The organism is Oscillibacter sp. 1-3, from assembly GCF_000403435.2.
Classification (GTDB): Bacteria; Bacillota; Clostridia; order Oscillospirales; family Oscillospiraceae; genus Oscillibacter.
This window is the reverse complement of record NZ_KE159709.1, coordinates 65657-89893: the sequence shown is the minus strand read 5'-3', so window position 1 is coordinate 89893 and position 24237 is coordinate 65657. Positions and strand designations below refer to the sequence as shown.

The window sequence follows — 24237 nt, the reverse complement described above, 5'->3', positions numbered from 1 at the left end:
TTGACCCTCAGCCTCCCATAACCGCTGTCTGGTCCAGAATCAGCACGGTCTCTCCCTCCGACAGGCCGGAGGTGATCTCAATGTACGCATCATCGCTCCTGCCCAATGTCACGGAGCGCTCCTCCAGCTTGGAGGGGTCCGCCACGGCGGCGCCGTCCTCGGTCATAGCGCCCTCGCCGGGGACCAGGACCGTATTGCCCCGGTTCACGGCGCCCACGGGCACACAGAGGGCATTTTCCACCGTATCGCCCAGAATGGTGGCGGAGACGTTCATGCCCGGCTTCAGCTCGCCGTAATCCTCGACGACGATGGTCACCGGATAGGTGGTAAAGCCGCTGGTGGTGGTGCCGTTGACGCTGACCCGCTCCACAGTGCCCTGGAAGGTCTGGCCCATCAGGGCCGCCGCCGTGATCTCCACGGCCTGGCCGGCCCGCACCTTGCCGATGTCCAGCTCGTTGACGTTCATCTCCACCTTGAGATAGCTCATGTCGTAGATGATGGCCAGGGTGCCGGAGGCGGCGCCGTCCACCTTATCTCCGGCCTTAAATTTCTTCTCAATCACCGTGCCGGAGATGGGGGACTCAATGCGGTAATCGTCCAGATTGTCGGCGGCGCTGCCAGCGGAGAGGTTGGCGCTGGCCACGCTCAGTCGGGCGTTTTCCGCCTGGGCCCGGTTGGTCTCGGACTCGATGGTGCACAGCACCTCTCCCTTGGCAACATTGCTGCCCGCCAGCTTGTTAAAGCCTGTCACCGTGCCGCTGCCCGCGGAGTACACCGTGGCGGTGCCGGCCATGGAGACTGTGGCCTGCCCGTAACTGGAATAGCTGCCGATGGCGGCGGAGGCCTTGAAGCTGTCCGACAGCACACCGGGGTTGGTGATCTTCACTCGGACGGAGCTGCCCTCCTGGCCGTTGCTCATGACGGAGGTGGAGTCGGACACCGCCTCAACAGTGCCCGGAACGGAGTCCACAAAGTCCCCGACGAACACAGTGGCGCTCTGGCCCACATAGAACTCCGAGGGCGCCACGTAGGGGAACAGGAAGTCAATGGACAGGTCCCGGCTGGTCATGATCTTGGCCAGGGCCGTTCCGGCGGTGACGCTGTCGCCGTTGTGGACGAAGACCTCGTTGATGACGCCGGCGATGGGCGCAGTGGGGTTCAGGGCCTCCCGGGCCTGCTCCAGGCTCAGCCGGGCCTGGGCCGCGGAGATGTTGGCCCGCTGGACGGAGCTCTGGGCGTCGCCGCTGTCCAGGGTGTAGAGCAGCGTCCCCTTCTCCACCAGATCGTCCTCCTCAAAGGGGGCCTCCTCGATGGCCCCGGAGATCAGGGTGGAGACGTTGTAGGCGTCCGCCGGGGCCAGGGTGCCGCTGCCGGAGACTGTCACGGTGATGTCCTGCCGGATGACGGAGACCGGCTGGTAGTTGGCCCCCGCCTGGGCGGTGTCTCCCTGCTGGAGGCGGGAGAAAATCAGCGCCGCCGCCAGAATCACCGCCGCTCCCGCGATCAGCCTGCGCCGGCGGGGCTTCTTCCCCTTGGGCAGACTCCACTTTTTCCGCTTTTTCTCCGCCTGAGGCGCGGTCTCCTCCGGGGCCGTCCCCCGCTCTTCCATCAGTTCGTTTTTCATGTCTCGTTCTCCTCGCTTTCTGATACTCTGGGGCTGTCAGCAGTCCTCAAAACGCCGATCCGGTTCTCCCGCCGGTCACGCGTCCTTATCCTTCGCCATGCCCCGCCGCAAAATGTCCAGAATCCCATCCAGATGCTCCCGGCTACCGGGAGCATCTCCGGCCTCTATGCCGGCATAGAGCAGCGGTCCGGCGACAGACAGCAGCACCGCCAGCATGTCGTCCAGATCCTCCTCCCGCCGCAGGTCCAGCAGCTCCGGGTTCACGGACTGGCGCAGCCGCTCCAGCGCCTCGCCGGAGTCCAGCAGGTCCAGCAGGGCGCCCCGCTGCATGCCGCCGTTGCGGCTGATGATGGCCGACATGGCCCCCATGCCGCCCAGGGACTGCTCCTGCCGCTTCTCCCACACGTAGTCAAACAGGGTCCGCAGCGCCGCGAACACGTCGCCTCCCTCCCGCAGCAGCGCCTCCTCCAGCACCATCAGCATCTGATCCACATAGCCGCGGACCAGGTAGCGGAACAGCTCCTCCTTGTCCTGGAAGTACATGTAGAAACTGCCCCGGGGGATGCCCGCCTCCTGGATGATCTTATTGATGGAGGCCTCGTTGTAGGGCTTCGCGGAAAATTCCCGGGAGGCGGCGTCCATGAGCCGGGTCTGCTTATCCTCCGGCAGGTTCAAAAACGTATTGCTGGGCATAGCCTCTCTTCCTCTCTCTAAACAACATATAACGAAACGGGGCCGCCGTTTTCTTCAACCCGCCGGAAGATTGATCCAAAGTTTACAGCTTCCACCGGGGGGAAGGTCAAGAACTTTTTCCGCGCCGCCCCGAAATAATACGACAACCTGTCAGGTATCATACCCGACAGGTTGTCGTATTGCAAGAGGGTCCTGGGAATGTTTACAAAGTTTTCATATTTCTTCATACAGCGGCCGCTCCCGCCGGTAGGACTGGGGACGGTAGGTCACAGAGGAGATGCGCCGCCCCGAGAGGCCGTACTTGGGATGGGTGCCGAAGAGATCGATGTATTGCCCAATGTCGTCCCGCTCCGCCGCCATGGCCTCCAGCAGCTGCACCGTGGCCCGGGCGTCGTCCACCGCCCGGTGGCTGTTCACCGCCGTGTCCCCCAGGCCGTATGCCTCGATGGCGTTGCAGAGCTTGTGGGGGTAGTCCCGCCGGTCCCGATACACCGTCAGCGCGTCCAGAAAGCGGGGCGGGCCCAGCGCGCCCACCCGGCCGCAGGGGCGCAGGAAGTGGTAGAGGAAATTCAGGTCAAACTGGGCGTTGTAGGCCACAAGAAGCGGCCGCTCACACCCCTCCAGCAGACGGCAGAAGTCCTCCGCCGCCTCTTCCTGTTCCACGCCTTCCGACCGCAGCTGCGCGTCGGTAATGCCTGTCAGCTCCACGATAAAGGGGGGCAGGGTCCGCCCCTCCGGCAGGCGGATCAGCGCGTCCAGGCTGTCCGTCTCCGTCCCGGCCTCCAGGCTGACAGCTCCCAGCTCGATGATCCGGTCTTTGCCGAATTCAATGCCGGTGGTCTCCGTGTCAAAGACCACGATCCGGTCAAACTGACGCCAGAGCTCTTCCATCAGGCGGCCTCCTGTTCTTCCAGCCAGTTGTCCCCGGTGGCGTAGTCAATGCCGATGCCGGGCTGGACGTTGTAGGCGTAGACATTGAAATATACGCCCTCGCCGCCGTCCTCCACGCTCATGGCCTCCATCACCACGCCCCGGGCCACCAGCTCCGTGCCCTCAAACACCGGCGTCACCCGGTAGAGCACGTGGTTCCCGGTCTCTTTCACATAGTCCGCCACCAAGTTCTCAAAGGGCAGCATCCCGTCCACGTTCATATACCGGGTGCCGGTGATGAGGTTTTTCTCGTTGGCGTTCTCCCCCGCCAGCTGAAAGCCGATGAGATGGCAGCGGTTGTAGAGGCTCTTGCCGTCCACGTTGTCGTACTGCACCGACTGCCAGCCTGTGGGCTTGACCCGGCCGATGTCCTCCCGCTTCTCCGTGGGCATCAGCTCCTGACAGATGTTGGCGTAGGCCACGCCGCACCGGCCCAGGCCGTCCAGCTCGCTGTACAGCTCGAAGGCCTCCAGCGTCAGGTCCTCCTCCGTAAAATCCGGCACGTTGCCGTTGATCTCTATGTAGGGACTGCCGCTGTACGCCGGGATCTCCTCCAGTGGAATGTCAGGGTACTGATCCTCATACAGCCGGGCCTCCACGTAGCGCAGCGCCAGTATCACCAAAAGACCCAGGATCACCGCGGCGGCCCGCCTGGGTGTCCACTGTTTCTTATTCCCGCTCTTCCTGGCCATGGTCCGCCTCCCGCACATAGATTTTCCGGATGATCCTCTCATGGGAGGTGCCTGGGAACTCCCGCTCCTCCGCCAGCGTAAAGCCCGCCTCCGCCGGGTCGAAGTCCAGGTGGACGTCCGCCGGGTAGGCCCGGTCCCAGTCGTACAGGATCATGGCCTCAATCTGCTCTGCAACGGGCGCGATGGGGCGGTCCTCCACAAAACAGACCTCTCCAGCCTCCGCCTTGGTCAAAAACTCCTCGTCCACCCGGATCTCCTCCCGCTCCCCAAAGAGGGGCGCGGAGTAAGGGGCGATCCAAAGCCGCCGTCCGGCGCAGAAATTCAGCAGATCCTCCCGCTGTCCCCGGTCCTGGCTCTGCCGCCGCCGGTTGAACGCCATACCGCCCCGTCCGTCGATACAAACCGCAATAATCAAGGGCTTTTCCTCCTTCCGCATACCGCCAAATATGGCTTTGTTTTCCATAGTACCATCTGCGCCGCCATTTTTCAACGGTTTCCGACAGTGCGCGGGAGAAAAATCCAAACCTGTCCTTGCAATTCCAGCCCTTTCATGGCAAAATGAGATGCGTTCCCTGTACGGCGGGTGATCCGGAAGAAGGCGCCCCGAGAGGGCTCTCCCGGGGCGCGCAGTATCAGGGCTCTGTCTATCCCAGCAGACCGGAGTCCCGCAGGCGCTCCGCCCGGGCCTGGAGCTCGTCCAGCGTCCCCACGCTGGCGTCCTCCCGCCGCAGGGCGGTCTGCACCTCCGGCGCCAGGGTCTGAAAGTACTCGTAGGAGGACAGGTCCTGGTCCAGCAGGTCCGTCAGGCAGAGATAGTTGGGGAATTCATCCATTCATGCTCACCTCCGGAACTAGTGTGCCCGAAGGTGAAATGGGCCATGTGGCCGGGAGGTGCTTTTTTATGGAAATCCGTCAAATTCCGGAGAACAAGCGGTACTTTCTTCCCCTGCTGCTTCTGGGGGACGAACAGGAGGACATGATCTGGCGCTATCTGGACCGGGGGACGCTGCTGGCCCTGTACGACGGCGGCCGCCTCCGGACCGTGGCCGTGGTTACGGATGAGGGCGGCGGCGTCTTTGAGCTGAAAAATCTGGCCACGGAGCCGGACAGTCAGCGCCGGGGCTATGGCCGGGCCATGGTGGAGCATATCATTGAGTCCTGCCGGGGCCGCGGGACGCGCCTCCTGGCGGGCACTGGGGACAGCCCTCTGACCATCCCGTTTTATGAGCGCCTGGGCTTTCAGGAGAGCCGCCGGGTGAGGAATTTCTTCACGGACCACTACGACCACCCCATTTATGAGGCGGGACGGCAGCTGGTGGACATGGTGTACCTCGCCATGGAGCTGTAGCGGACTGCCCGGGCGTATCATTTCAAACGGCAAACACGCATAACTGATTCCATCAGTACTCCCCTAAATCCTCCGCTCCTCCCGGACCTGCAGCGGGCACTGGAAGCTCTCCATGCACGCCAGGATGGTCCGGATCTGCTCCTCACTCATGTTGTGGCAGCTGAAACACAGCAGCTGATGCTCCCGCCGCGTCTCCGTTTCCCGTCCGTATCCAAACATCCAAAAGTGCGTATCCGTCCAGTAGTCCGCCTGCTACGGACAGACAAAGCGCCAGCTTTTTCCATCCTGTACCGCGTCAGGATACCGTGTCCAGCCTAGAAACAGTTTCCCGATTTTTTCAAGGATTTCTTCCAAAGGCAAGGGCTCTAACGCCTTTAACGTTCCTCGTCCCAAACGGTATGTTTTGTATATTTCCTTTTCGTCCAGGACGATGCCCGGCAGACATTTCCAAAAGACAAGATCCGCCTGATAAACAGGCGGGTACTCCTTGTGAAACATGAGATACGCGGTTTCCTCCAGCGATGCCCTGCTTGTATACGCAAAACAATGCCGCCACTGTTCTTCCGCCGTCCAGTCAATGCCGGTCAGATCCCGCATTTGCCGCACCCGTTCTTCCGTGGGAGGTCCTTCCCGGCTATAATCGTCCAAATCGTTGGTCAATCGCTTTACCTGCTCTAAATTCCGCATCTCCAGATCCACCCTCCACAATCCAGGCCGGCAGTTACCAAACGGTAACTGCCGGCCCAGCTGCTTTTATGAAAAAATGGGGCGTGAAGCCAGTCAGGCCCTAACCTTGGGCCTCCATCACCGCCCGAACGGTCTGCTCCAGCACGGCCATGTCGATGGGCTTGGCCACATGGGCGTTCATCCCGGCCTCCAGGGCGTCCCGAATGTCCTCAGCGAAGGCGTTGGCCGTCATGGCGATAACGGGGATCGTCCGCGCCAGCGGGTGGCCGGAGTCCCGGATGGCCCGAGTGGCCTCGTAGCCGTTCATCTCCGGCATCTGCACGTCCATCAGGATCATCTGGTACTCCCCGGGAGCGGAGCTCTCAAAGACCTTGACCGCAAGCCGCCCGTTCTCGCAGATCCGGCAGGAAGCCCCCGCCATGTCCAGCAGCTCTCCCAAGATCTCCGCGTTAATCTCGTTGTCCTCCGCCACCAGGATGTGCATTCCCCGCAGTGCGCTCTCCCCGCCGGCGGCCGGGGGCTCCGCCTGACGCCCGCGGCTCAGGAGCGCCTCCACCTTCTGTCGGAAGCTGGTGAGGAAGAACGGCTTGGAGAGAAACGCGTCGATCCCGGCGGCCCGGGCCTCCTCCTCGATCTCCGGCCAGTCATAGCTGGACAGCACCAGAAGGGGGCCGTTTTCCGGCACCTCCCGGCGGATACCTCGGGCGGTTTCCAGGCCGTCCATTCCCGGCGTTTTCCAGTCCAGCAAAACCACATGATACGGATGGCCCTCTCCCTGGGCGGCCTTCACCCGCTCAACAGCCGTCTGGCCGTCCAGCGCGTACTCCACGGCCACGCCGGTGCCCTCCATAGCCAGCCGGATACTCCGGCAGACCGCCTCCTCGCCGTCCACCGCCAGAAGCCTGGTGATGCCGTGACTTTTCCAGAAATCCTGGTCAACGGCCTGCTCGCTGATGGGGAGCTCCAGGTCCACCGTGAAGGTGGATCCCCGGCCCTTCTCGCTCTCCACCGTGATCTTTCCGCCCATCAGGTCCAGCAGGTTCTTGGTGATGGCCATGCCCAGGCCGGTGCCCTGGATCTTGTTGGTGACGCTGTCCTCCTCCCGTGTGAAGGCGTGGAAAATCTTCTTGGTGTACTCCGGGCTCATGCCGTAGCCGTTGTCCTCCACCACAAACCGGTAATGGGCCAGCTGCCTGGCGTGCTGAGGAAGCTCCCGCACCGTCAGCACCACGCGGCCGCCCTCCGGCGTGTACTTCACCGCGTTGGACAGCAGGTTCAGCAGGATCTGGTTCAGCCGGAGCTTATCCATCACCACCCGCTCGTGCCGCAGGTCCTCGCCGCAGACCTCAAAAGTGTGCCCCTTGGCCTTCATCTGAGGCCGGATGATGGCGTCAATATTTTCGATCAGCTCCACCATGCTCTCGTCGGTCAGGTTCAGCGTCGTCTTGCCGGCCTCGATTTTGCTGATGTCCAGCACGTCGTTAATCAGGCCCAGCAGATGCTGGCTGGAGGCCGTAATTTTTTTGGTGTACTCCCGCACCTTGTCGGGGTTTTCCGCATCCCGGGCCAGGAGGGCGGAGAACCCCACAATGGCGTTCATGGGGGTACGGATGTCGTGGCTCATGTTGGAGAGGAAGGAACTCTTGGCCCGGTTGGCCTCCTCCGCGATCTGGAATGCCTGCTCCGCCGTCTCCTTGGAGCGGGCCAGCATGGCGTTGGTCTCCTCCAGCCGCCGGTTCATCTCCTCCTGGCGGCGCAGGTTCTCCTGCTCCTGGCGGAAAAGACGGGCGCTGCTCTGCTGCTGGGTGACGGCCGCCGCCGCCAAAATCAGCATCACCAGAAGAATCACCACCAGAAACAGCAGCATCCGGATCACCGCTCCCACCATCTCCACAGTCCCGGCGGCCACAAACTCCGCCGGGATTAGAAACAGCAGCAGCGTGTCATACTCCGCCAGAGCGGTGACACAGTAGTAGTACTCCCTTCCGCCGTACCGGAAGCTGGCGCTGATGGTATCCGCCTCCTCCAGAGCGGCGCTGATGTCGGGATAGGCCTGGTTCTCCATCTCCTCCAGCACTTTGAGGACGTTGTACGCCTGGATGGTGCTGCCGCCGGCGGAGACATCGTCGTGCATCCGCGTCCCGTTGCTCTTGAGAATATATGTCTCGTTCCGGCTGCCGTAGGCGCCGCTGTCGTAATACTGGGACATGGTATACACGTCCTTCAAAAGGACAGCGTGTGTAAAGGCGGCGCCGTCCTCCTCTGTCAGGAGGGGGGTGTTCAGCTGCAGCACAAATGCCCAGCAGCTGCCCGGATAGAGATAGCTGTCAGAAATAAAGGTATGCCGCGCACCGCCGCCGGAGATCTGGTCGATGTCGCTCCAAACGCCGTGCCGGCCCTCCGCGTCGTAGCAGTTCCCCCGGCTGTCCAGCAGCATCAGCGTGGCGCGGTAGCTCTCCAGGTCCAGGAGCTGTTCCAGTCCGGCAATCCGCTCTGTCACGTCCTCCGCCGTTTCGTACTCCACAGCAGACAACAGGTTGGCCGCGGTGTTCAGATACTTCCAGTGGGAGTCCAGGGCGACGCTCAGATTCACCCGCACCTGCGCGGTGATCTCGTTGAGCTGCGTGGTGCGCTCTTCAAAGATCCGGTCCTGGAGGTATCGGGCAAAATAGAAGCCGCTCACCAGCAACAGCAGCAAAAAGCAAGCCGTCAGTGCTGCCGGAAGCGCAATATGGGTCTTTCTGTCAGCCTTCATTCAGCCCGCCTCCTCTTTCCAGATTACCCGCCGTCTGCGGCGGCGTACAACGCGCTTCACACCGGCCGCAGGGATACCGCGCCGGAAAAACGCGCAATCGGCCCTGGGCGTTCCGTCACCGCCAGGGGTTTCCGTCCGGGGACACGGTCCCCTGCTCCTCCAGCCACTCCCGCAGGAAGGTCCGGATCGAACCCTTTTCCACCTGGGCGCCATAGGCCGCTCCGGTCTCCTCGGTATAGCTCTTCATCAGAAAGGCCACCCGGCAGATCCCGCCGTCCTCCAGCTCTCCGCCGCCCCTTGTCACCAGGACATAGGGAAACGGATTTCCGTCCCCCGCGAAGTCGAAGCCCGCCTGCGCCAGGGCCTTGGCCTCCGCGCCGGTCATGGTGAGGACGGCGTATTCCCCGTTATAGTTGGGGGTGACGGTGCTGACAATCTCCGCATTGATTCTCCCCGCATAAAGCTTTCCGGTGATGCCGGCGGGAAGCTCCACACCGTCGTGGAACGCTCCCAGGACAATCATGGCCGCATCCGCGCCGGCGGCGCTGCCCAATGCCCTGCCTACCAGCTCCGCCGTTTCCTCCAGCGTAAAATCAGCGGCGCTCTGGCTGAAATAGACCTCCTCCGAGCGGCTCAGAACGCTCTGCTGGAGCGCATCCATCCGGGCGATGCACTGGGGGCCGTCCGCGCCGTTCTCCCCACGGAACCACTCTTTATACGCCTGCCCCATGTCGGCCAGAACGTTCTCCCAGCCGGCGTAGGTCATGGGGAAGGCCCGCCCCTCCCGCAAAGCCCTCTGCGCGTCGCCGATCAGGGCGTCCTCCGGCAGGGCAGCGCCGTCCAGCACGCTCATGACGCAGGGAGTCTGCTCCGTGATAAAGGCGTCCTGCCCCTCCTGGGAAAAGAGAAGGGTCAGAATCCTGACAGCGTCCTCCAGCTTCTTCTCATTGCCGGGCTCGGTAAGCCGCCTGCTGATGCCAAAATAACAGAAGGGACTGTACATATAGACATTTTTGCTTCCGTCCTCGCCGATATAGGGCATCAAGCCCAGTTCGTCGCCGGTGTCGGGGAACACCGTGAAGCTGACGGGCTGCACGACCGTGCAGAATACCGCCTTCCGCCCGCCCAGATAGTCCTGTATCAGCTCTACATTGACGCGGTCGTCTGGGTCGGTGGTGAACATGCCCATGTCAATATACCGCTGGACCAGCTCCATGGTGCCTTCCCACATCCCCTCCGCTCTGGCGGTGCCGGACAGAAAATCCCGCTCCCAATTGATGCCCTCCGGCGTGGTGAGCCAGCTGGTCTTGGCCAGGTTGAATACGGTGGAAAAGGGGCCTCCGGTGAGCATGGTGCCCACCACGCCGGGGATCAGTCCCTCCGCCCTAATTTCCGCGCACAGCGCCTCCAGCTCCGCGAGATTCGCGGGGACCTCCCAGCCCTTCTCCTCCATCAGGGTCTTGTTATAGTAGATGCCGTACATGGTATTGTTGACCGGCAGAAGGTATATGCCGCCGTCAATGGCCACCTGATCCAGGATCGCGGTGGAGAAGTCATTGACAAAGCCGTATCCGGACAGGTCCGCCAGACGCTCCTCGGCCAGCGTCTTGTCCAGAATCTGGGAGGAGATGAAGATGTCCGGAATATCGTCCGCCCGCATCTGCGCCCAGCTGTAGCCGGTGGCATTGCCGCCGGCATAGGAGATAAACTCCAGCTCAATGTCCGGACAGGTCTGGCTCAGAAGATCCAAAAACGGCTTGTGCCGGGCATAGTTTCCCCCGGTGCCCCAGGTGAGGGCGTCCGTCTCCTCCGTTTGTCCGGCGGGAGCGCAGGCGGTCAGCACCAGGAGCACCGCCGCCAGCGGCAGCAGACGCCGAAGCAGTCTTATGGTCATTGGAAACGTCTCCTTTCGCGTTTGGCAGGCTCCGGCAGTACGCCGGACCGCCCCTCTCTCAGTATAGCAAAAACTGCGCCGTTTGAAATCACTCCCAGAGACAACGGGACTCCCGCCCACCGGGCGGGAGTCCCCTGTTGGATGGGCCGTTTTGCGGGGCAAATGCTCGAAAAGGCCCTCAGAGCCCATTCCCATACGGACGCTGTTCCTACGGGCATTTGGGGAAAGTCTTTCAATCGCTGGCCAGGGTAAACTGGTCTACCAGCTGCTTGAGACTGGCGGCCTCGGCGGAGAGCTCCTGGCTGGCCGCCGCGCTCTCCTGGGCGGTGGCGCTGTTGGTCTGCACCACAGAGGAGATCTGGTCCACGCCCTCGGTAACCTGGACGAGGGCGGCGGTCTGCTTCTCCACGGCCTCCACCACAATATCCATCTGGGCAGTGACATGGCCGGCGGACTCGCTGGTCTGCTCCAGGGCCTCAGTGACCTTTGCCACCGTCTCACTGCCCTCGGCGACGGCGGCGATGGAGCTCTCGATCAATTCCTTGGTGGCCTTGGCGGCCTCGTCGGACCTGGTGGCGAGATTGCGCACCTCATCGGCCACCACGGCAAAGCCCTTGCCTGCGCTGCCGGCCCGGGCGGCCTCCACGGCGGCGTTCAGGGCCAGAATATTGGTCTGGAAGGCAATGTTTGAAATGGTGGCGATGATTTTGGAGATCTCCTCAGAGGAGCCGGAGATCTTGTCCATGGCCGCGTTCAGCTCCTTCACGTGCTCTACGCTGGTACCCAGATGGGCGCCGGCCTGGCCTACGAAGCGGCCCGCCTCCTTGGCGGCGGCAGAGGTCTTCCCGGCACTGTCGGAGATGTCGTTGATGGTGGCCGCCAGCTCCTCCACGGAGCTGGCCTGCATCATGGAGCCCTGGCTCAGGGTCTGAGCTCCGGTGGAGACCTGCTCGCCGGCGGCGGACACCTGACTGGCGGATGCATCGATCTGGCGCATGGTGCTGCTCAGCTCCATCTTCAGGTTCCGCATAGACAGCAAAATGCTCTGGAAGCCGCCCACGTAGGCCTCCCGGTGGGCGGACTGGATGTCGAAATTCTTGTTCGCCATCTGGTTGAGCAGATAGCCGATGTCGTTTATGATGGTGTTCAGGCCCTTCACCATCTCCGCCGTGGAGCGGGTCAGCTCCGCGGTCTCGTCCTGACCTCTGGCCTGGGGAACCGGGGACTCCAGATCGCCCTCCACCAGCAACTTCATCCGCCTGGCGCAGGCCTGCATGGGGACGCTGATATTGCTGGAGAGCTTCAGGGCCACCGCGATGGAGGCCAGGATGGAGGCCACGATCACCAGCACATTGATGAGCATACCGAAGTATGTATCGGCCAGATAGTCCTTCTTCATGGCGGTGACGGCGATGCTCCAGCCGTCAGTACCGTCCACGGGGGCGTAGGCCGCGAACCAGGGCCCCGCCTCATTGGTAAAGCTGCCGAAGCTGTTCTTCCCCTGGCGCATCTCCGCGTGGATAGCCGCCAGCCGGTTCAGGGAGGAGTCGCTCTGGGCCTCCTGCTCCACATTCTGGGTGGTGATGGTGTCCAGGGTAACGTCGGCGATGGTGTCGCCGTTTTTGTTAATCATATAGGCCCGGGAGTTTTCGCTGATGGTAATAGAGGAGACGATGTCGTTCAGGAACGTCTCCGGCGGCACAAAGTAGACCACGCCCGCGATCTCTCCCCGCTCGGAGTACAGCGGCGCCGCCACCATGATGGAGAGCTCCCCCGTGATTTTGCTGATCAGGGGCTCGGAGACGTAGACGTTCCCCTGCATGGCCTGCTGAACATACTCCCGATCGGAGTAGTCGTTGCCGTCAAAGATACTGATGCCGTCCTTGCCGATGATATTGCCCCGCTGGAAGCCGTGCAGGCTGACGCGCTCGTCGATCACGGCGCGCTTTTCCTCCAGGGACATCATGTCGTTGGACAGCTGAGAGATGCGGCCCGTGTCCATGGCCACATTCTTGTAGGCAATGAGCTCCTGCTCCACGCGCTCTGCCGCCAGTACGGCGGTCTCGCTCATCATGGCGTCCACTGTGGCAATGGTGCTCCGGTAATTCAGCGCGATGCTGGATGCCCCCACTGCCGCCAGAGCGATGAGGACGGTTGCCATCAGGCATACTGTGATCTTCTTGCGAATACTCTTCATCTCACTGCACCTCAATTTTACATAACTGAACTGCGCTCCCGGTCCCGGGAATCTTATTTTCTATTATATGGGCTGAAGCGGTTTTTTGTCAATGGTTTCTATTTATCCCAGGCCGAATCTGAAGCTGAAAAATAAATTTTGCCCCGGCTGCGCATCTCCGCGCAAAAACGAAGGGTTGGATGTTCCATGGCTGAACTCCGCTTCCAAAATCGGAGTGCCCAAACAGCATTTTCCGGCCGGCCGCAGGCGTCTGAAAGAGCCCCCGGACGGAACGCCGTCCGGAGGCTCACTCTGTCCCGCGCCGAAATAATCCGGCTGAATTGGCCTGGCCCTGTCCAGGCCGTGTTTCATAAATGGGGAAACGCTCAGCGGCGAGAGATTTTTTGCCGGTCAGGGCGATTTGACGCCGCCGCACTCCGTGTATGGCCAGGGAAAATCAATGCAAAGCGGCGGAAAAGGCCCGCCGATTGGGCGTTTGGACGTTTTTCAAGCAGGGTCTAAAGGCCCAGGGACTCCAGAGAAGGTGTTGTTCCGCTCTCCACATAAAGACTGGAAAAACGGTTTGACAGCGTCAGCCGCTCTTCGTCTGTAAGGCCCAGCACGGCTCCCAGGCAGGCGGCCGCGTTAAAGTGATCGCCCGCTCCTGTGGAAATCTTAGGCGCGGAGATAAACCGGGTGGCCTGCCGCGCAACGCCGCGAGGGGTACACAGCAGGCTCTTTCGCAGCGTGTGGATCAGCACCTCGGTGATTCCAAACCGCTCCCGCAGCGCCTCGCCCACGCCGGCAAGGTCCCGCGTTCCCAAACGGGCCGCCCGCGCGGCAACCAACGCCTCATTCTCGTTGAGGCTGAGAACCGCCGTCCGCTTCTCCGCGAATCGTCCTATCAGGGTCAGCACGGCCTCCAGTTCTCCTGCCGGGCGGCGAGTGCAGTCGCACAGATCGAAAAATGCCCAGCGATCCTTTTGCGGGGGCACATCCGCCAAACTCTCCTGGTAAACATGCTCCCACAGAGATTGGGCGAACGGCAGCTCGCTCCAATTCAGCAGGGCCATCAGATCCGACTCCGCGAACAGCCGTGAGGCGCCCCCGCCCGTGGCCTTCTGCACAAGCTGCCACGGATCGTCGGACAGCCGGTACTGCGGCGCCAAAAACACCTTTCCGTCCTGAAATTCCAGGCATGTGGATTCTCCGGGGGCGGCAAAGGAGTACATCCGGCACGGCATTTCCTGAAACAGGGGGCCCGGAGCTCCCTCCCCCAGCATTCCAATGCACGTGACGTTCAGTCCCAGCAGGCCGGCGGCCCGGGATACATAGGGCAGATTTCCCCCCAGCTGCCGGGCCTGGATCTTCAATTCCAGAGAGCAGCTTTTCTCCGCCTGAGCGGCCAGATACTCGCCGAAAGAGCGAATCGTGGGAAAGCAGGTCTCCAGGCGGCCCTCTCCCGCGGTTTCACGGACAACACGGACAATGGTGTCCGTGAAGCCGTCAAACCCCACCACCATGCGCTTGGAGGCAATTTCAGCTTTGCGGTCAAACAGATCGAGGCTCATAGCTTACAATTTGGCGGCGGCGGCTTCATCCAACACCACATAGCACTTGGGATGGTTTTGCAGAACGCTGGCGGGCACAGAGTTGGTCACGGGTCCGGTGACCGCCTTTTGTATGATGTCCGCCTTGTGGGCACCATTGGCAATGAGGATCACCCGCTCCGCCGCCATGATCTGGCGAATCCCCTGGGAAATGCCGTGGGTGGGGTGGAATTTCTCTCCAAAGTATTTGCTCATGACGCGCTTGGTGGTCTCGGACAAGGGCACGATATGCGCGTCCAGGTCAAAGGAAACGCCGTCCTCGTTAAAACCCAGGTGGCCGTTCATGCCGACGCCCAGAACGGAGACGGTCAGCGGCCCGTATTGGGCAAAATAGGCGTTCAGCGCGTCCCGCTCCGCCTCCATGTTCTCAGCCGCGCCGTTGATGATACGGCAGGCGGCGAAGGGTTTTTTCAGCCGGGCAAGGAGCTCCCGATTGTTAAATAGGCCGCAGGAACCCTCGTCGGCATTGGAGAGCCCCACCCATTCGTCCAGGGAAACATAATGGGCGCGGGATATGTCCACCTCCCTCCTGTTCACCATATCCGCGAAGACATGGACCGTGCCTAAAGGCGTCTCTCCGCCGGCAAAGCTCAAAAGGCCGTCAGGACGCTGCCGCAGTCCCTCCGCGGCCAGCTCCGCAGCCCTGCGGCTCATCTCCTCATAGTCTTTGCATACAATGATCTCCATGGTCTTCCTCCTTGTCAGTTTCAGTCGATCATCTGAATCTCCCTCAGATAGGAGAGATTGCGGCAGGCGGAGGCAAAGGCTCTCTCATTGGATGCCTTGGGCATGTCGGACTCCACAACGCCGATTCCGTCAAAGCGAATGTCCTCCAGCGCCTGCTTTACCGCTTTGAAATCAATGATGCCGTCGGGCAGGTCACACATCACATCCATATCAAAAGCGGTATCGGAATCCAGATGCTCCCGCAGGACGCGGGCGTACACCTCGCCATCCACCTGCTTAAAGTGGAGGTACTTGATACGCTCAGCGTAACGGCGGATAAAATTCGGGACGCTCGGATCGCCGCGTTGACCGTTTCCGTTTACATAGGCGTGATGGCCGGTGTCAAAGCAGAGATTCAGGCCGGTGGCATCCAGCAGGCAGGCAATCTCCTCCTCCGTCTCAATGAGAGATTTGATGTGGGGGTGGTAGACCATCATCAGGCCGAATTCCCGCCGGGCAAACTCCCCCATCTCACGGAACATGGCGAAATATTTTTTCCACACCGCCGGGGTGTAATCGGCCTTCTTTTCACTGTACAGGCCCACATCGGACTCGTCCATGGTGACCAGATACCTGCCGCCCATGGACGCGACCCGCCCGCAGAGCTTCTCCACAGCCGGACGGAAATCGGCGAACCTCTCATATTGGTCAAACCGGTAACAGGCCGTGCCGGAGGCAGCCTCCAGGCCGCGGCTGGACAGCTCCTGTTTCAAAACCTCCCGGTCCTCCGGCAGATAGCCGTCCGGCCCCAATTCCAAAGCCTTGTAGCCGGCCTGCCGGGCCTGGTCCAAAAACAGCCGGGCGGGGGTTTTGGAGGGAGTCCCGTCGGCATACCAGACCCCCCAGGAGCAGGGGGCGGTCGCAATCTTAACAGCCACGGCTCACTCCCCCTTTTGCTCCCGCAGAACGCGGATGATCTCACGGAACAGCTTCAGGTCCGCCGCGGCATCCTCCAGCGTGGTCTTGGGCTGCGTGCCGGCGGTGATGCACTCATGGAACAGATTCAGCTCCGTCTGGAAGGCGTCGCGGAAGTCGGGACCATAGGTGGTGGTGCGGGTATCCGTGCCGCTGGATTCAATGACCTGAACAGAGGCGGGCTGATAGCGGATATAGGGGGTCTCATACTTGACGAGGACCTTGCGGGTGTTCTGGAAAATTTCAATGGCGGCGTCAAACTGGACGATATTCTGGTTATTCACCAGCTCATAGGTGGCCAGGAAGCCGTCGAACTCCATGACGATGACCACATGCTGCCCGCCGACGGCGGTGGTGACAGAGTGGATCTTCTTCGGAAGGCCGTACAGCTCCCGCACAGCGGCGAAGGAATGACAGCCCAGGCCGGTCATCATCTGATAAGTAGTGCGTATCTCGTCGTTGGCATCGGCGCCGATGGCGCGGTCCAGATGGACGCGGCGGCGCTCGCGGCCCTCGGCGATAACCCCCGCCGGAACGTCCTTCGGGTAGAAGATGGGGCGGGTCTGCCCGATATAGAACGGCCCCTCGCAGATAATATCGTGAAAACGCAGATACTCGGTCTTCATGGGCTTTGCCTCCAGCAGCTCCTTCGCTTTCAGGAAGGGGCCGGCATAGCGGCGCATATAGCCCACCATGACGGTCTGTCCGGGGTAGTGCTCTTTCAGCGCAATGAGCTCCTCCAGCTCCTCCAGACAAAGGGTGACCGGCTTTTCCACAAACACGTGCAGGCCGCGCTTCAAGGCGCGCATGGCGTACTCGCCGTGGTACTGGTCCGGAGAGAGGATCAGCACAGCGTCAATATCGGCCTTCTCAATCAGCTCCACGGCATCCAGATACCCGGCGGCGATATGGTATTTCCTGCAGATAAAATCCACCAGAGACGGCGCCACGTCAGAAACTGCGGCGACCTGATACTGATCGCACAGATCCTGCAGGATGGGCAGGTGCATGAGCTGAGAGACCTCGCCGAGGCCGATGACTCCAAGTTTAATCATAAAAAACCTCCAAGAAAAATCATAATTGAAAATTGTACTGCCGCCGCGGCAGTCATCAGCCCTTGACAGAGCCGGCGGTAAGGCTGGAGACCACCTGCTCCTGGAAAACGGCAAAGACGACGATGGACGGGATCACCGCAATCGTCACAGCGGCAAACATCGCGGTATAGTTAAAGCTGAACTGCGCGGTGAAATAGCTCAGGGAGAGGGGGAGCGTTCGGGCATCCTGTCCATTGGTGAGCATCAGCGCGAAGGTGAACTCGTTCCAGGAGTTCAAAAACGTCAGAACCGCCGCGGAGGTCAGCCCCCCCTTGGCGCAGGGCAGCATAATTTGAAAGAACGTCCGCAGAAAACCGGCGCCGTCCAAATAGGCGGCCTCTTCCAGTGCACGGGGAATGGACTGGAACGTGCCGCGCAGAATCAGCAGTGACATCGGCATGTTGATGGCGGTGTACACCAGGATCAACCCCATTTTCGTATCGTACAGCCCCATCGTATTGACTACGCTGTACACGGGCTGCAGCAGCGCGGTGGTGGGCACTACCAGAGAAAGGGACAGGATGAAATACAGCAGATTTTTCCCGCGAAACCGGGATCGGGCAAACACATACGCCGCCATCGCCAAAAACAGCACATTCAGCACAGTGGTGATAACGGTGATGACAACGCTGTTTGCAAAATATTTCAGGATCGGAGATATGGTCAGCGCCGCGATATATCCGTCCGGGTTCAGACTGGACGGCAGGCCAATGCCGCTGGAGAGAATCTCCGCATTGGTCTTAAAAGAAGACATAATCACCCAGACGATGGGGAACAGCGCTACCAGGGAGCACAGCCCCATAAAGAGATACCTGCCGATAAACGCCGCCTGTTCCCTCGCCGTAAGGCTGCGAAAAGATGCGCGCATATCAAAAATCCCCTCACTTTCAATCAGTAATCGTCCTCGTTGGTCCGAAGCAGTCTGTTGATGACGGTCATAACGACGGCGCCCAGCAGGATAATGACCACGCCGATGGTGTTGGCATAGCCATAGTTGTTCTCAGACTTGTACACGCCATAGAGCAGCAGCGGCAGATTGGTGGTCGCCTTGCCGGGACCGCCGTTGGTGGTCACATAGATCAGATCAAACATCTGCAGCATATATGTAGCCGCCATAACCATTGTTGTGGCAATGATCTTGCGCAGCAGCGGCAAAACCACAAATTTATCCATCTGAAAGCCGGTGGCTCCGTCTACCTTAGCCGCTTCCAGGACAGACTCGTCAATGGACAGCGCCTCCGCGAGAACCAGCGTAGTGGTATAGCCCGCGAAAAGCAGCCACACCATGGTGACGGAGGGAAAGGCCGTGGCGGTTTCATTCAGCCAGTTGTGCGTCAAACGCTCCAGGCCGACCGACCGCAGGATGGAGTTCACCACGCCGTACTGGGGATTAAAGATATTGAGAAAAATCATGCCTACAGCGGCGTTGGAGATGATGTTTGGGATCATGTAGGCGGTACGGACAAATTTCCAGCCCTTCGGCTTCTTATACAGCACCAGCGCCAGGGCGACGCCAAGCGCTACGTGGAGAACACAGTGAATGATGATCCAGATGATCGTATTCAGCAGCGATGTCCGAAAGGCGGGGTCCTGAAACATCCGGACATAGTTTTTCAGGCCGATGAACGTCATGCCGCTGCCGGTCAGGCGATAGTCGAACAGGGACGTGAAGAACACCATTACCAGGGGGATCGCATAAATCAGCAGAAAAAGAACGACCGCAGGAAGCAGAAACAGTACGATCCATCCCTTTTTTGTTCGCATAAGACCACTCCTTTACTCGCTTTATCCGGTGGTATCCCGAAAAGACGGGACAGGGCCCGCCTGAAAGACAGACGGGCCCTGTTGCTCAATTCTTAGCGGCAGCGTCGGTCATAGCCTGGCAGAACCCGGCGGCGTCCAGCTCGCCGGAGTGCAGGCGGGGCAGTTCCTGGCTGATGACATCCAGCAGGTTGGAGAACATCGTGGCCTGCATATTGTCGGTGCTGACTGTGGCCTTGGAGGCCTTGTCCAAAAACTCGGCCAGCAGAGGATACTGCTCTTTGGCGGTATCCGTAATCTCGACGGAGGGGGAGGCGGGAACCATGCCCTGCATCTCCACCCCCAGCTGCTGCGCGTGGGCGGAGGTAAAGAACTTCACCATCTCAACGGCGGCTTCCTCCAGCTTGGGATCGTCCTGCTTGGTGACAATGTAGCCCTGAATGGGGGCGTCATACACAAAGCCGTCAGGATAGATGGCCACGCCGACCTTTTCAGCGAAGTCCGCGGTGGTTTTCGATGTGTCGGAGAAGTCGCCGATCATCCAGGGGCCGTTGGCAATCATAGCGGCCTGGCCGGAGAGGAAGTTGTTGGCGGCGTTTTCGTACTTGCCGCCAATGGCATCCAGCGTGGTGTACTCCTGGAGCATTTTCTGGATCTTCTCCGCAGAGGAGATCAATTCCGGCGTGTTGTAGTCCCGGGGATTCATGGTCTGCATGAAGGCCAGACCGTCCTCGCCGACGGTGGCCGTCATGGCGCCCCACCACAGTTGGGTGACCCACGCGGAATCAGCGGTATCCAGCGCCATGGGCGTAATACCGGCGGCCTTCAGGGTCTCGCACTGCTGGAACAGTTCGTCCCATGTGGCGGCAGGGGCCTGGATGCCGGCCTGGGCAAACAGCTCTTTGTTGTAGAAGTAACCGATTTGTGAACCCTCCACGGAGGAGGCGTAAATCTTACCGTCGCGGCTGTTGGTAATCAGAGAGGTGTCGGAATACAGGGCCTTCCACTCAGCGTCGGCCTCCACATAGGGAGTCAGATCCACGGCCAGATCCTTGGCAAGAACCAGATCCAGCAGATTGTACCCCGCGCCGTAGATCACGGGAGGCAGATCGCCGGTGCCCAGCTGGACCTTGATCTTATCCACATAGTTGGCGTCGCCGGGCACGTCTTCTTTTACAATCTGGTATTTTCCGGCATAGGTCTCATTAAACTCGGCAATCAGCTGGTCAACTACGGGGGCGGCAGTATTCACGCCGCACTGAAAGGTGGGGTAGTGAATAACGACAACGCCGGTTCCCTCAGCGGGGGTCTCGTCCTTTTGGGCGCCGCAGCCGCTCATGAGACCAACCAGCATGACGGCCAGCAGGGCAAACGCAAAAAGTCTTTTTTTCATCTTTCTGAAACCTCCTGTCAATTTTCGGACGGAGGCCGCTCCGTCCCTGTCTGGCAATTATTATATGGGGCAAATCCCCAGAACTCAATTTCACCAGAGGGAAAAGTCTGGACTTTTCTTGCCGGATATTTTCTGGAAAAGCATCGTCTCAGACGAATATAGACTTTTTTTGCAGCGGCAGCAGGATTATTTTGCCCGGTTGATAGAAGGGGGATTCTTTTCGGGGCTTGGACATTCGGCGCGGCCTGTGATATAATTCCCCATAAAGCCTGCGTTCACAGCCGCAAAACGCCGCGCAGCCAGCGCTACCGCCGTCATGCCGGGTTCAATTCCCCTTGAGACCCGTCAGGCCCCCGGAGAAAACGCCCCTATCTGCCGGTGAACTTCCCCGCCCATCCAGCGTTTCCTGGCCGTGAATGCCGGCGCACATGCCGGAGGAGGACTGCCGATGGATTCCAAAAAGAGACCCTCGTTAACGCTGCTGTGTCTGGCGCTCTGCTGCCTCTTTGTACTGATTCCCTCGGTCTGCGCCTCGTTCTATTTTTACCGCACCGTCTCCGCCGAGATGGAGGATAACGCGAGAGAGACCGTGGGCCTGTATCTGGACCGGACCCGGGAGTCCACCGAGGCGGTTCTGGACGCGCTGCGTAGCGGCATCTACTACCTGATGAGCGACCCGACCGTACAGGGATACATGCGGATGGACGGGCCTCTGGACCAAATGGCCCGTTCTCAGATCGAAAAGCAGTTCAGCCGGGTCCTCGTTCTAAGTCCGGCTCTGGGCCAGAATACAATGACCGGCATCTATCTGGTGCGTGAGAACGACGAGTTCATCCCCGTACAGCAAAACGGCATTTACCGCGGGGTGAACGCGCGAATCCGCAGCGTTTATGACCAGCTCCAGGACTTTAATTCGGCCAGAGAGCTGTATCTGATGCCCGGAGATTCAGAGCACAGCTATCTGCTGACAGACTATCTGAATCTGGATACGATGCGTCCCATCGGCAAGATCATCATTGAGCTGCAAACCGCGGCCCTGATCGACACCAGCTATATTAAATCTGTCTATCCCGGCGCGGAGGTATATTTCAGCCGCACGGACAGCCAGGTGCTTTACCGCAGCAGCAGCGAGGATCTTCCCGCAGTCTTCCGCGCGGGATACAGCGGGGACCTGTATCACCAGGGATGGCGTCTGGCGCCTTACAGGCTGCAGCTGGACGTGTTCGTGCCCAAGGCGGACATTGTCCGCTCTCTGCGGGAAACCATGACATTATATGTCGGTTTTATAGCAGCCGTCCTGCTGCTGACGCTGGTGATCGCCTCCCTTGTATACTGGCGCCAGCTGCGTCCTCTGCGCGGCATGGTGGACACCATGAACCGCATGGCCACCGGCGACCTTTCCGCCCGGATGGAGCCGACCTCTTACCGGGAAACCGAGCTTATGGCCTCCGCGTTCAATAAAATGGCGGAACGTCTGGGCAGTCTCTTCGAGGAGGTCTATGCAAAGGGTTTGCTGCTCAAGCAGGCGGAGCTGGGGATGCTGGAGTCCCAGATTCAGCCCCACTTTATTTTCAATGTGCTGGAAGTCATCAATGTGCGCTGTATGGCGGCGGGACAGTATGAGCTGTGCCGGATCGTGAGCAATTTGGCCAATTTGCTGCGGGCCAACGTATCGAACCGGGGTCAGCAGAAGATCACCCTGGAGGAGGAGCTGCGCTATGTCCGCTATTATCTGGAACTGCAAAAAGAGCGCTACGGCGAGAAGCTGTGCTACGAGATTGAACTGGAGAGCCAGGACCTGCTGTGCTACTACCTTCCCAAATTGACAATCCAGCCGCTGGTGGAAAACAGCGTCGTCCACGGACTGGAGAACAAGCGGGGCGGCGGCAGCGTCCGCATCAGCATCTGGGAGGAGGAGGACGGAATCGATATACGGGTCTGGGATAACGGTGTGGGCTTCGATACCACAAATCTCTTTCAGGCCGATGTCGATGAGGTGGATAACCAGCACAACCACGTGGCGCTTCCCAATGTTCAAAGGCGTATTCAGCTCTTATACGGCCAGGCATATGGAATCAGCGTAACCAGCACGCCCGGAAACGGAACGACCGCTCTGGTAAACCTGCCTCTGGACAGAGGCGGCAAAGACCTTTGAGAAAGGAGAGATCTCTTTGCTGAAAGTGATGCTTGTGGATAACGAGGCGGCAATTCGCAAGGGCCTTGCCCACGGAATCCGGTGGGAGAGTCTGGGCTGTACGGTGGTCGCGCAGGCGGAAGACGGCGAGGATGCTCTGGCGCAGATTCCCCAGGTTTTGCCGGACATTGTAATCAGCGATATTCGAATGCCCGGAATGGACGGGCTCTCCTTCGCGGGAGAGCTGTACCGCCGGTGGCCCCATATAAAAACCATTATCCTGACCGGATTTCCGGACTTTTCCTACGCGCAGCGGGCCATCGCCTACCAGGTGGTGGATTTTGTGCTGAAACCGACCTCTGTGGAACAGCTTACAGCCGCCATCGAAAAGGCCAGGGTTCTGATTCAGGAGGAGCAGAACCATCAAAAGCTCCGCTCTGAACTGGCCACGCGGTCAGAGGAGAATCTCTCTTTGCAGCAGGATATGCTGATAAGGGACCTGATCCACCGGGTACGCCTGTCCACTTTGTATGTATACGGCTGCATGGCCCAGCTGCGGATGGATCTGAGAAGCTATTATGTGCTCAGTCTGATCGTGGTGCCCCTGGAGGGGGAGGAAGAGTCCAACTGTCTCCCTTTTTTGCAGGACGTGCAGGCAATTTTGCGGGACAGCATTCCGGATTACAGGATATGGTTTGTCGCAGAGGGCGATCAGGCGTGCTACGCGGTTCTCCAGGCGCCTGAAATGCAGGATCTGTCAGCCCTGTGCGGCGAGGCGGTGGACGCGGTGGGAAGCGTTCCCCGCTATCAGGTCTCCATTGGCATCTCGCTTCACCATACGGACCCTTTGACGCTGGCCGATGCGGCGGAGGAGGCCGAGCAGGCCAGACAGTTCGCGGATTACGCCCACCCCGAGCAGCCGGTCATAGGCTATGCCGACATCCCCACCGTCGACCAGGAAGCCATGGCGGAGATCATCCAGGTCCTCCAGCAGATCAAAACCGCTGTGGAGCACGGAAAGCCGGACATTGCCCAAAAGAGCCTTCAGGCGTTGTTCCGGCACGTCCATATGAAAAAGCTTCCCGCCGGAGAAGTCCGCAGCATTTACATATCCGTTTATAATTTTTGCAGTACGCAGCTTTTCTGGAGCCGCGACACCGAGAACATCTCCAGCAATCTGCCCGCGCTGCAGGCGCTGCTGCAAAGCGGCTCCATCCGGGAGCTTGAAGAATATCTCTGCACTTTCGTGGAGCTGCTGTACCGGCAGAGGGATTACCGTTTGGAGAGCCCGGACGACCTGATTAAAGCGATCCAGCACTATATACAGCAGCACTACATGGAGGAACTGACCCTGGAGATTTTAGCCGACAAAGTCCACCTGAGTCCCAGCTACCTCAGCAAGCTGTTTAAGCGGGAGACGGGAGAAAATTTAAGTATTTATATTCAGAATATCCGCATCCAGCAGGCGAAGATTCTCCTGTCTACAACGGATCTCAAAACTTACGAGGTGGCAGAGCGGGTCGGCATCTCAGATCCCGTCTACTTTTCCCGCACCTTCAAAAAGATCACCGGCATTAAGCCCAAAGATTTTCGCCACTCAAAAGAGATCTGAATGCGCAGAGAGCAAGGCGCTCCCAAAGCGTGCATATGGCACGTACGGCAATCCGCAGCGGTCCAAACACCGGAGGGCTCTGCACGGCGGGCAGCCATGCCCCCGCCGGCGTTTCAAAAGCTGTACCAATGGCGTGCGCAGATTGGTACAGCCCCTCAGGCCAGGGAAAACCGTTGGGCGAGGCAGTTTTTCG

At 60.0% G+C, this 24237-nt stretch carries 22 protein-coding genes; 3 read left to right on the top strand and 19 right to left on the bottom strand.

Annotation, left to right across the window (positions count from 1 at the left end; all coding sequences use genetic code 11):
• Nucleotides 1–7 precede the first annotated feature (7 nt).
• From C816_RS13035 to C816_RS13005, 7 genes are all read right to left on the bottom strand, one after another.
• On the bottom strand, nt 8–1624 hold the full coding sequence (locus C816_RS13035; protein WP_016322862.1) for an efflux RND transporter periplasmic adaptor subunit: 1617 nt from the start codon (nt 1622–1624) through the stop codon (nt 8–10).
• Nucleotides 1625–1699: 75 nt separating this feature from the next.
• Entirely contained in the window at nt 1700–2317 is a 618-nt protein-coding gene (locus C816_RS13030; RefSeq protein WP_016322861.1) for a TetR/AcrR family transcriptional regulator, read from the bottom strand.
• Nucleotides 2318–2334: 17 nt separating this feature from the next.
• Nucleotides 2335–2544 (bottom strand): hypothetical protein, encoded by a 210-nt coding sequence (locus tag C816_RS13025; RefSeq protein ID WP_016322860.1) that lies wholly within the window; start codon nt 2542–2544, stop codon nt 2335–2337.
• Nucleotides 2531–3208: a 3'-5' exonuclease gene (locus C816_RS13020; RefSeq protein WP_016322859.1), complete on the bottom strand. Its 678-nt coding sequence runs from the start codon at nt 3206–3208 to the stop codon at nt 2531–2533. Before C816_RS13020 ends, C816_RS13025 begins: the two co-directional genes overlap by 14 nt.
• Nucleotides 3208–3939, bottom strand: coding sequence for a DNA/RNA non-specific endonuclease (locus C816_RS13015; protein WP_016322858.1), 732 nt, complete (start codon nt 3937–3939; stop codon nt 3208–3210). The genes C816_RS13020 and C816_RS13015 overlap by 1 nt, the downstream gene beginning before the upstream one ends.
• Nucleotides 3917–4354: a hypothetical protein gene (locus C816_RS13010; protein ID WP_016322857.1), complete on the bottom strand. Its 438-nt coding sequence runs from the start codon at nt 4352–4354 to the stop codon at nt 3917–3919. The genes C816_RS13015 and C816_RS13010 overlap by 23 nt, the downstream gene beginning before the upstream one ends.
• Before the next feature lie 229 nt (nt 4355–4583).
• A complete protein-coding gene (locus C816_RS13005) occupies nt 4584–4772 on the bottom strand; it encodes a hypothetical protein (protein ID WP_016322856.1) in 189 nt (62 codons plus the stop codon).
• 68 nt (nt 4773–4840) lie between these two features.
• Between C816_RS13005 and C816_RS13000 the strand changes: the two genes are divergently transcribed.
• Nucleotides 4841–5287, top strand: coding sequence for a GNAT family N-acetyltransferase (locus C816_RS13000; RefSeq protein WP_016322855.1), 447 nt, complete (start codon nt 4841–4843; stop codon nt 5285–5287).
• 63 nt (nt 5288–5350) lie between these two features.
• On the opposite strand, the gene C816_RS23735 is transcribed toward C816_RS13000, so the two are convergent.
• From C816_RS23735 to C816_RS12945, 12 genes are all read right to left on the bottom strand, one after another.
• Nucleotides 5351–5506: a hypothetical protein gene (locus tag C816_RS23735; protein ID WP_155979012.1), complete on the bottom strand. Its 156-nt coding sequence runs from the start codon at nt 5504–5506 to the stop codon at nt 5351–5353.
• A 33-nt stretch (nt 5507–5539) separates the two neighbouring features.
• Nucleotides 5540–5986: a hypothetical protein gene (locus C816_RS12995; protein WP_196803641.1), complete on the bottom strand. Its 447-nt coding sequence runs from the start codon at nt 5984–5986 to the stop codon at nt 5540–5542.
• An 88-nt stretch (nt 5987–6074) separates the two neighbouring features.
• Nucleotides 6075–8729: a hybrid sensor histidine kinase/response regulator gene (locus C816_RS12990; protein WP_016322853.1), complete on the bottom strand. Its 2655-nt coding sequence runs from the start codon at nt 8727–8729 to the stop codon at nt 6075–6077.
• 115 nt (nt 8730–8844) lie between these two features.
• Nucleotides 8845–10623 (bottom strand): ABC transporter substrate-binding protein, encoded by a 1779-nt coding sequence (locus C816_RS12985; protein ID WP_016322852.1) that lies wholly within the window; start codon nt 10621–10623, stop codon nt 8845–8847.
• 232 nt (nt 10624–10855) lie between these two features.
• Nucleotides 10856–12820 carry a methyl-accepting chemotaxis protein gene (locus C816_RS12980; protein WP_016322851.1) on the bottom strand — a complete coding sequence of 655 codons (1965 nt, stop codon included), beginning with the start codon at nt 12818–12820 and terminating at the stop codon, nt 10856–10858.
• A gap of 497 nt (nt 12821–13317) precedes the next feature.
• A complete protein-coding gene (locus C816_RS12975) occupies nt 13318–14370 on the bottom strand; it encodes a carbohydrate kinase family protein (protein ID WP_016322850.1) in 1053 nt (350 codons plus the stop codon).
• Between the two features lie 3 nt (nt 14371–14373).
• Entirely contained in the window at nt 14374–15096 is a 723-nt protein-coding gene (locus C816_RS12970; protein WP_016322849.1) for a glucosamine-6-phosphate deaminase, read from the bottom strand.
• A 20-nt stretch (nt 15097–15116) separates the two neighbouring features.
• Complete coding sequence (locus C816_RS12965) at nt 15117–16013, bottom strand: sugar phosphate isomerase/epimerase family protein (RefSeq protein WP_016322848.1); 897 nt, start codon at nt 16011–16013, stop codon at nt 15117–15119.
• 3 nt (nt 16014–16016) lie between these two features.
• On the bottom strand, nt 16017–17105 hold the full coding sequence (locus C816_RS12960; protein WP_016322847.1) for a Gfo/Idh/MocA family protein: 1089 nt from the start codon (nt 17103–17105) through the stop codon (nt 16017–16019).
• A 55-nt stretch (nt 17106–17160) separates the two neighbouring features.
• Nucleotides 17161–18012: a carbohydrate ABC transporter permease gene (locus C816_RS12955; RefSeq protein WP_016322846.1), complete on the bottom strand. Its 852-nt coding sequence runs from the start codon at nt 18010–18012 to the stop codon at nt 17161–17163.
• Between the two features lie 23 nt (nt 18013–18035).
• Nucleotides 18036–18908 (bottom strand): carbohydrate ABC transporter permease, encoded by an 873-nt coding sequence (locus tag C816_RS12950; protein WP_016322845.1) that lies wholly within the window; start codon nt 18906–18908, stop codon nt 18036–18038.
• 85 nt (nt 18909–18993) lie between these two features.
• Nucleotides 18994–20298 carry an ABC transporter substrate-binding protein gene (locus C816_RS12945; protein ID WP_016322844.1) on the bottom strand — a complete coding sequence of 435 codons (1305 nt, stop codon included), beginning with the start codon at nt 20296–20298 and terminating at the stop codon, nt 18994–18996.
• Between the two features lie 448 nt (nt 20299–20746).
• Between C816_RS12945 and C816_RS12935 the strand changes: the two genes are divergently transcribed.
• Nucleotides 20747–22453 carry a sensor histidine kinase gene (locus C816_RS12935; protein ID WP_016322843.1) on the top strand — a complete coding sequence of 569 codons (1707 nt, stop codon included), beginning with the start codon at nt 20747–20749 and terminating at the stop codon, nt 22451–22453.
• Nucleotides 22454–22478: 25 nt separating this feature from the next.
• A complete protein-coding gene (locus C816_RS12930) occupies nt 22479–24044 on the top strand; it encodes a response regulator (protein WP_242832217.1) in 1566 nt (521 codons plus the stop codon).
• Nucleotides 24045–24237: the final 193 nt, after the last annotated feature.

Bases quoted from the DNA above. Each gene is read 5' to 3' on its own strand.
- C816_RS13035 (WP_016322862.1), bottom strand. From the start codon at position 1,624: ATGAAAAACGAACTGATGGAAGAGCGGGGGACGGCCCCGGAGGAGACC.
- C816_RS13030 (WP_016322861.1), bottom strand. From the start codon at position 2,317: ATGCCCAGCAATACGTTTTTGAACCTGCCGGAGGATAAGCAGACCCGG.
- C816_RS13025 (WP_016322860.1), bottom strand. From the start codon at position 2,544: ATGAAGAAATATGAAAACTTTGTAAACATTCCCAGGACCCTCTTGCAA.
- C816_RS13020 (WP_016322859.1), bottom strand. From the start codon at position 3,208: ATGGAAGAGCTCTGGCGTCAGTTTGACCGGATCGTGGTCTTTGACACG.
- C816_RS13015 (WP_016322858.1), bottom strand. From the start codon at position 3,939: ATGGCCAGGAAGAGCGGGAATAAGAAACAGTGGACACCCAGGCGGGCC.
- C816_RS13005 (WP_016322856.1), bottom strand. From the start codon at position 4,772: ATGGATGAATTCCCCAACTATCTCTGCCTGACGGACCTGCTGGACCAG.
- C816_RS13000 (WP_016322855.1), top strand. From the start codon at position 4,841: ATGGAAATCCGTCAAATTCCGGAGAACAAGCGGTACTTTCTTCCCCTG.
- C816_RS23735 (WP_155979012.1), bottom strand. From the start codon at position 5,506: ATGTTTGGATACGGACGGGAAACGGAGACGCGGCGGGAGCATCAGCTG.
- C816_RS12990 (WP_016322853.1), bottom strand. From the start codon at position 8,729: ATGAAGGCTGACAGAAAGACCCATATTGCGCTTCCGGCAGCACTGACG.
- C816_RS12985 (WP_016322852.1), bottom strand. From the start codon at position 10,623: ATGACCATAAGACTGCTTCGGCGTCTGCTGCCGCTGGCGGCGGTGCTC.
- C816_RS12980 (WP_016322851.1), bottom strand. From the start codon at position 12,820: ATGAAGAGTATTCGCAAGAAGATCACAGTATGCCTGATGGCAACCGTC.
- C816_RS12975 (WP_016322850.1), bottom strand. From the start codon at position 14,370: ATGAGCCTCGATCTGTTTGACCGCAAAGCTGAAATTGCCTCCAAGCGC.
- C816_RS12970 (WP_016322849.1), bottom strand. From the start codon at position 15,096: ATGGAGATCATTGTATGCAAAGACTATGAGGAGATGAGCCGCAGGGCT.
- C816_RS12960 (WP_016322847.1), bottom strand. From the start codon at position 17,105: ATGATTAAACTTGGAGTCATCGGCCTCGGCGAGGTCTCTCAGCTCATG.
- C816_RS12955 (WP_016322846.1), bottom strand. From the start codon at position 18,012: ATGCGCGCATCTTTTCGCAGCCTTACGGCGAGGGAACAGGCGGCGTTT.
- C816_RS12950 (WP_016322845.1), bottom strand. From the start codon at position 18,908: ATGCGAACAAAAAAGGGATGGATCGTACTGTTTCTGCTTCCTGCGGTC.
- C816_RS12945 (WP_016322844.1), bottom strand. From the start codon at position 20,298: ATGAAAAAAAGACTTTTTGCGTTTGCCCTGCTGGCCGTCATGCTGGTT.
- C816_RS12935 (WP_016322843.1), top strand. From the start codon at position 20,747: ATGGATTCCAAAAAGAGACCCTCGTTAACGCTGCTGTGTCTGGCGCTC.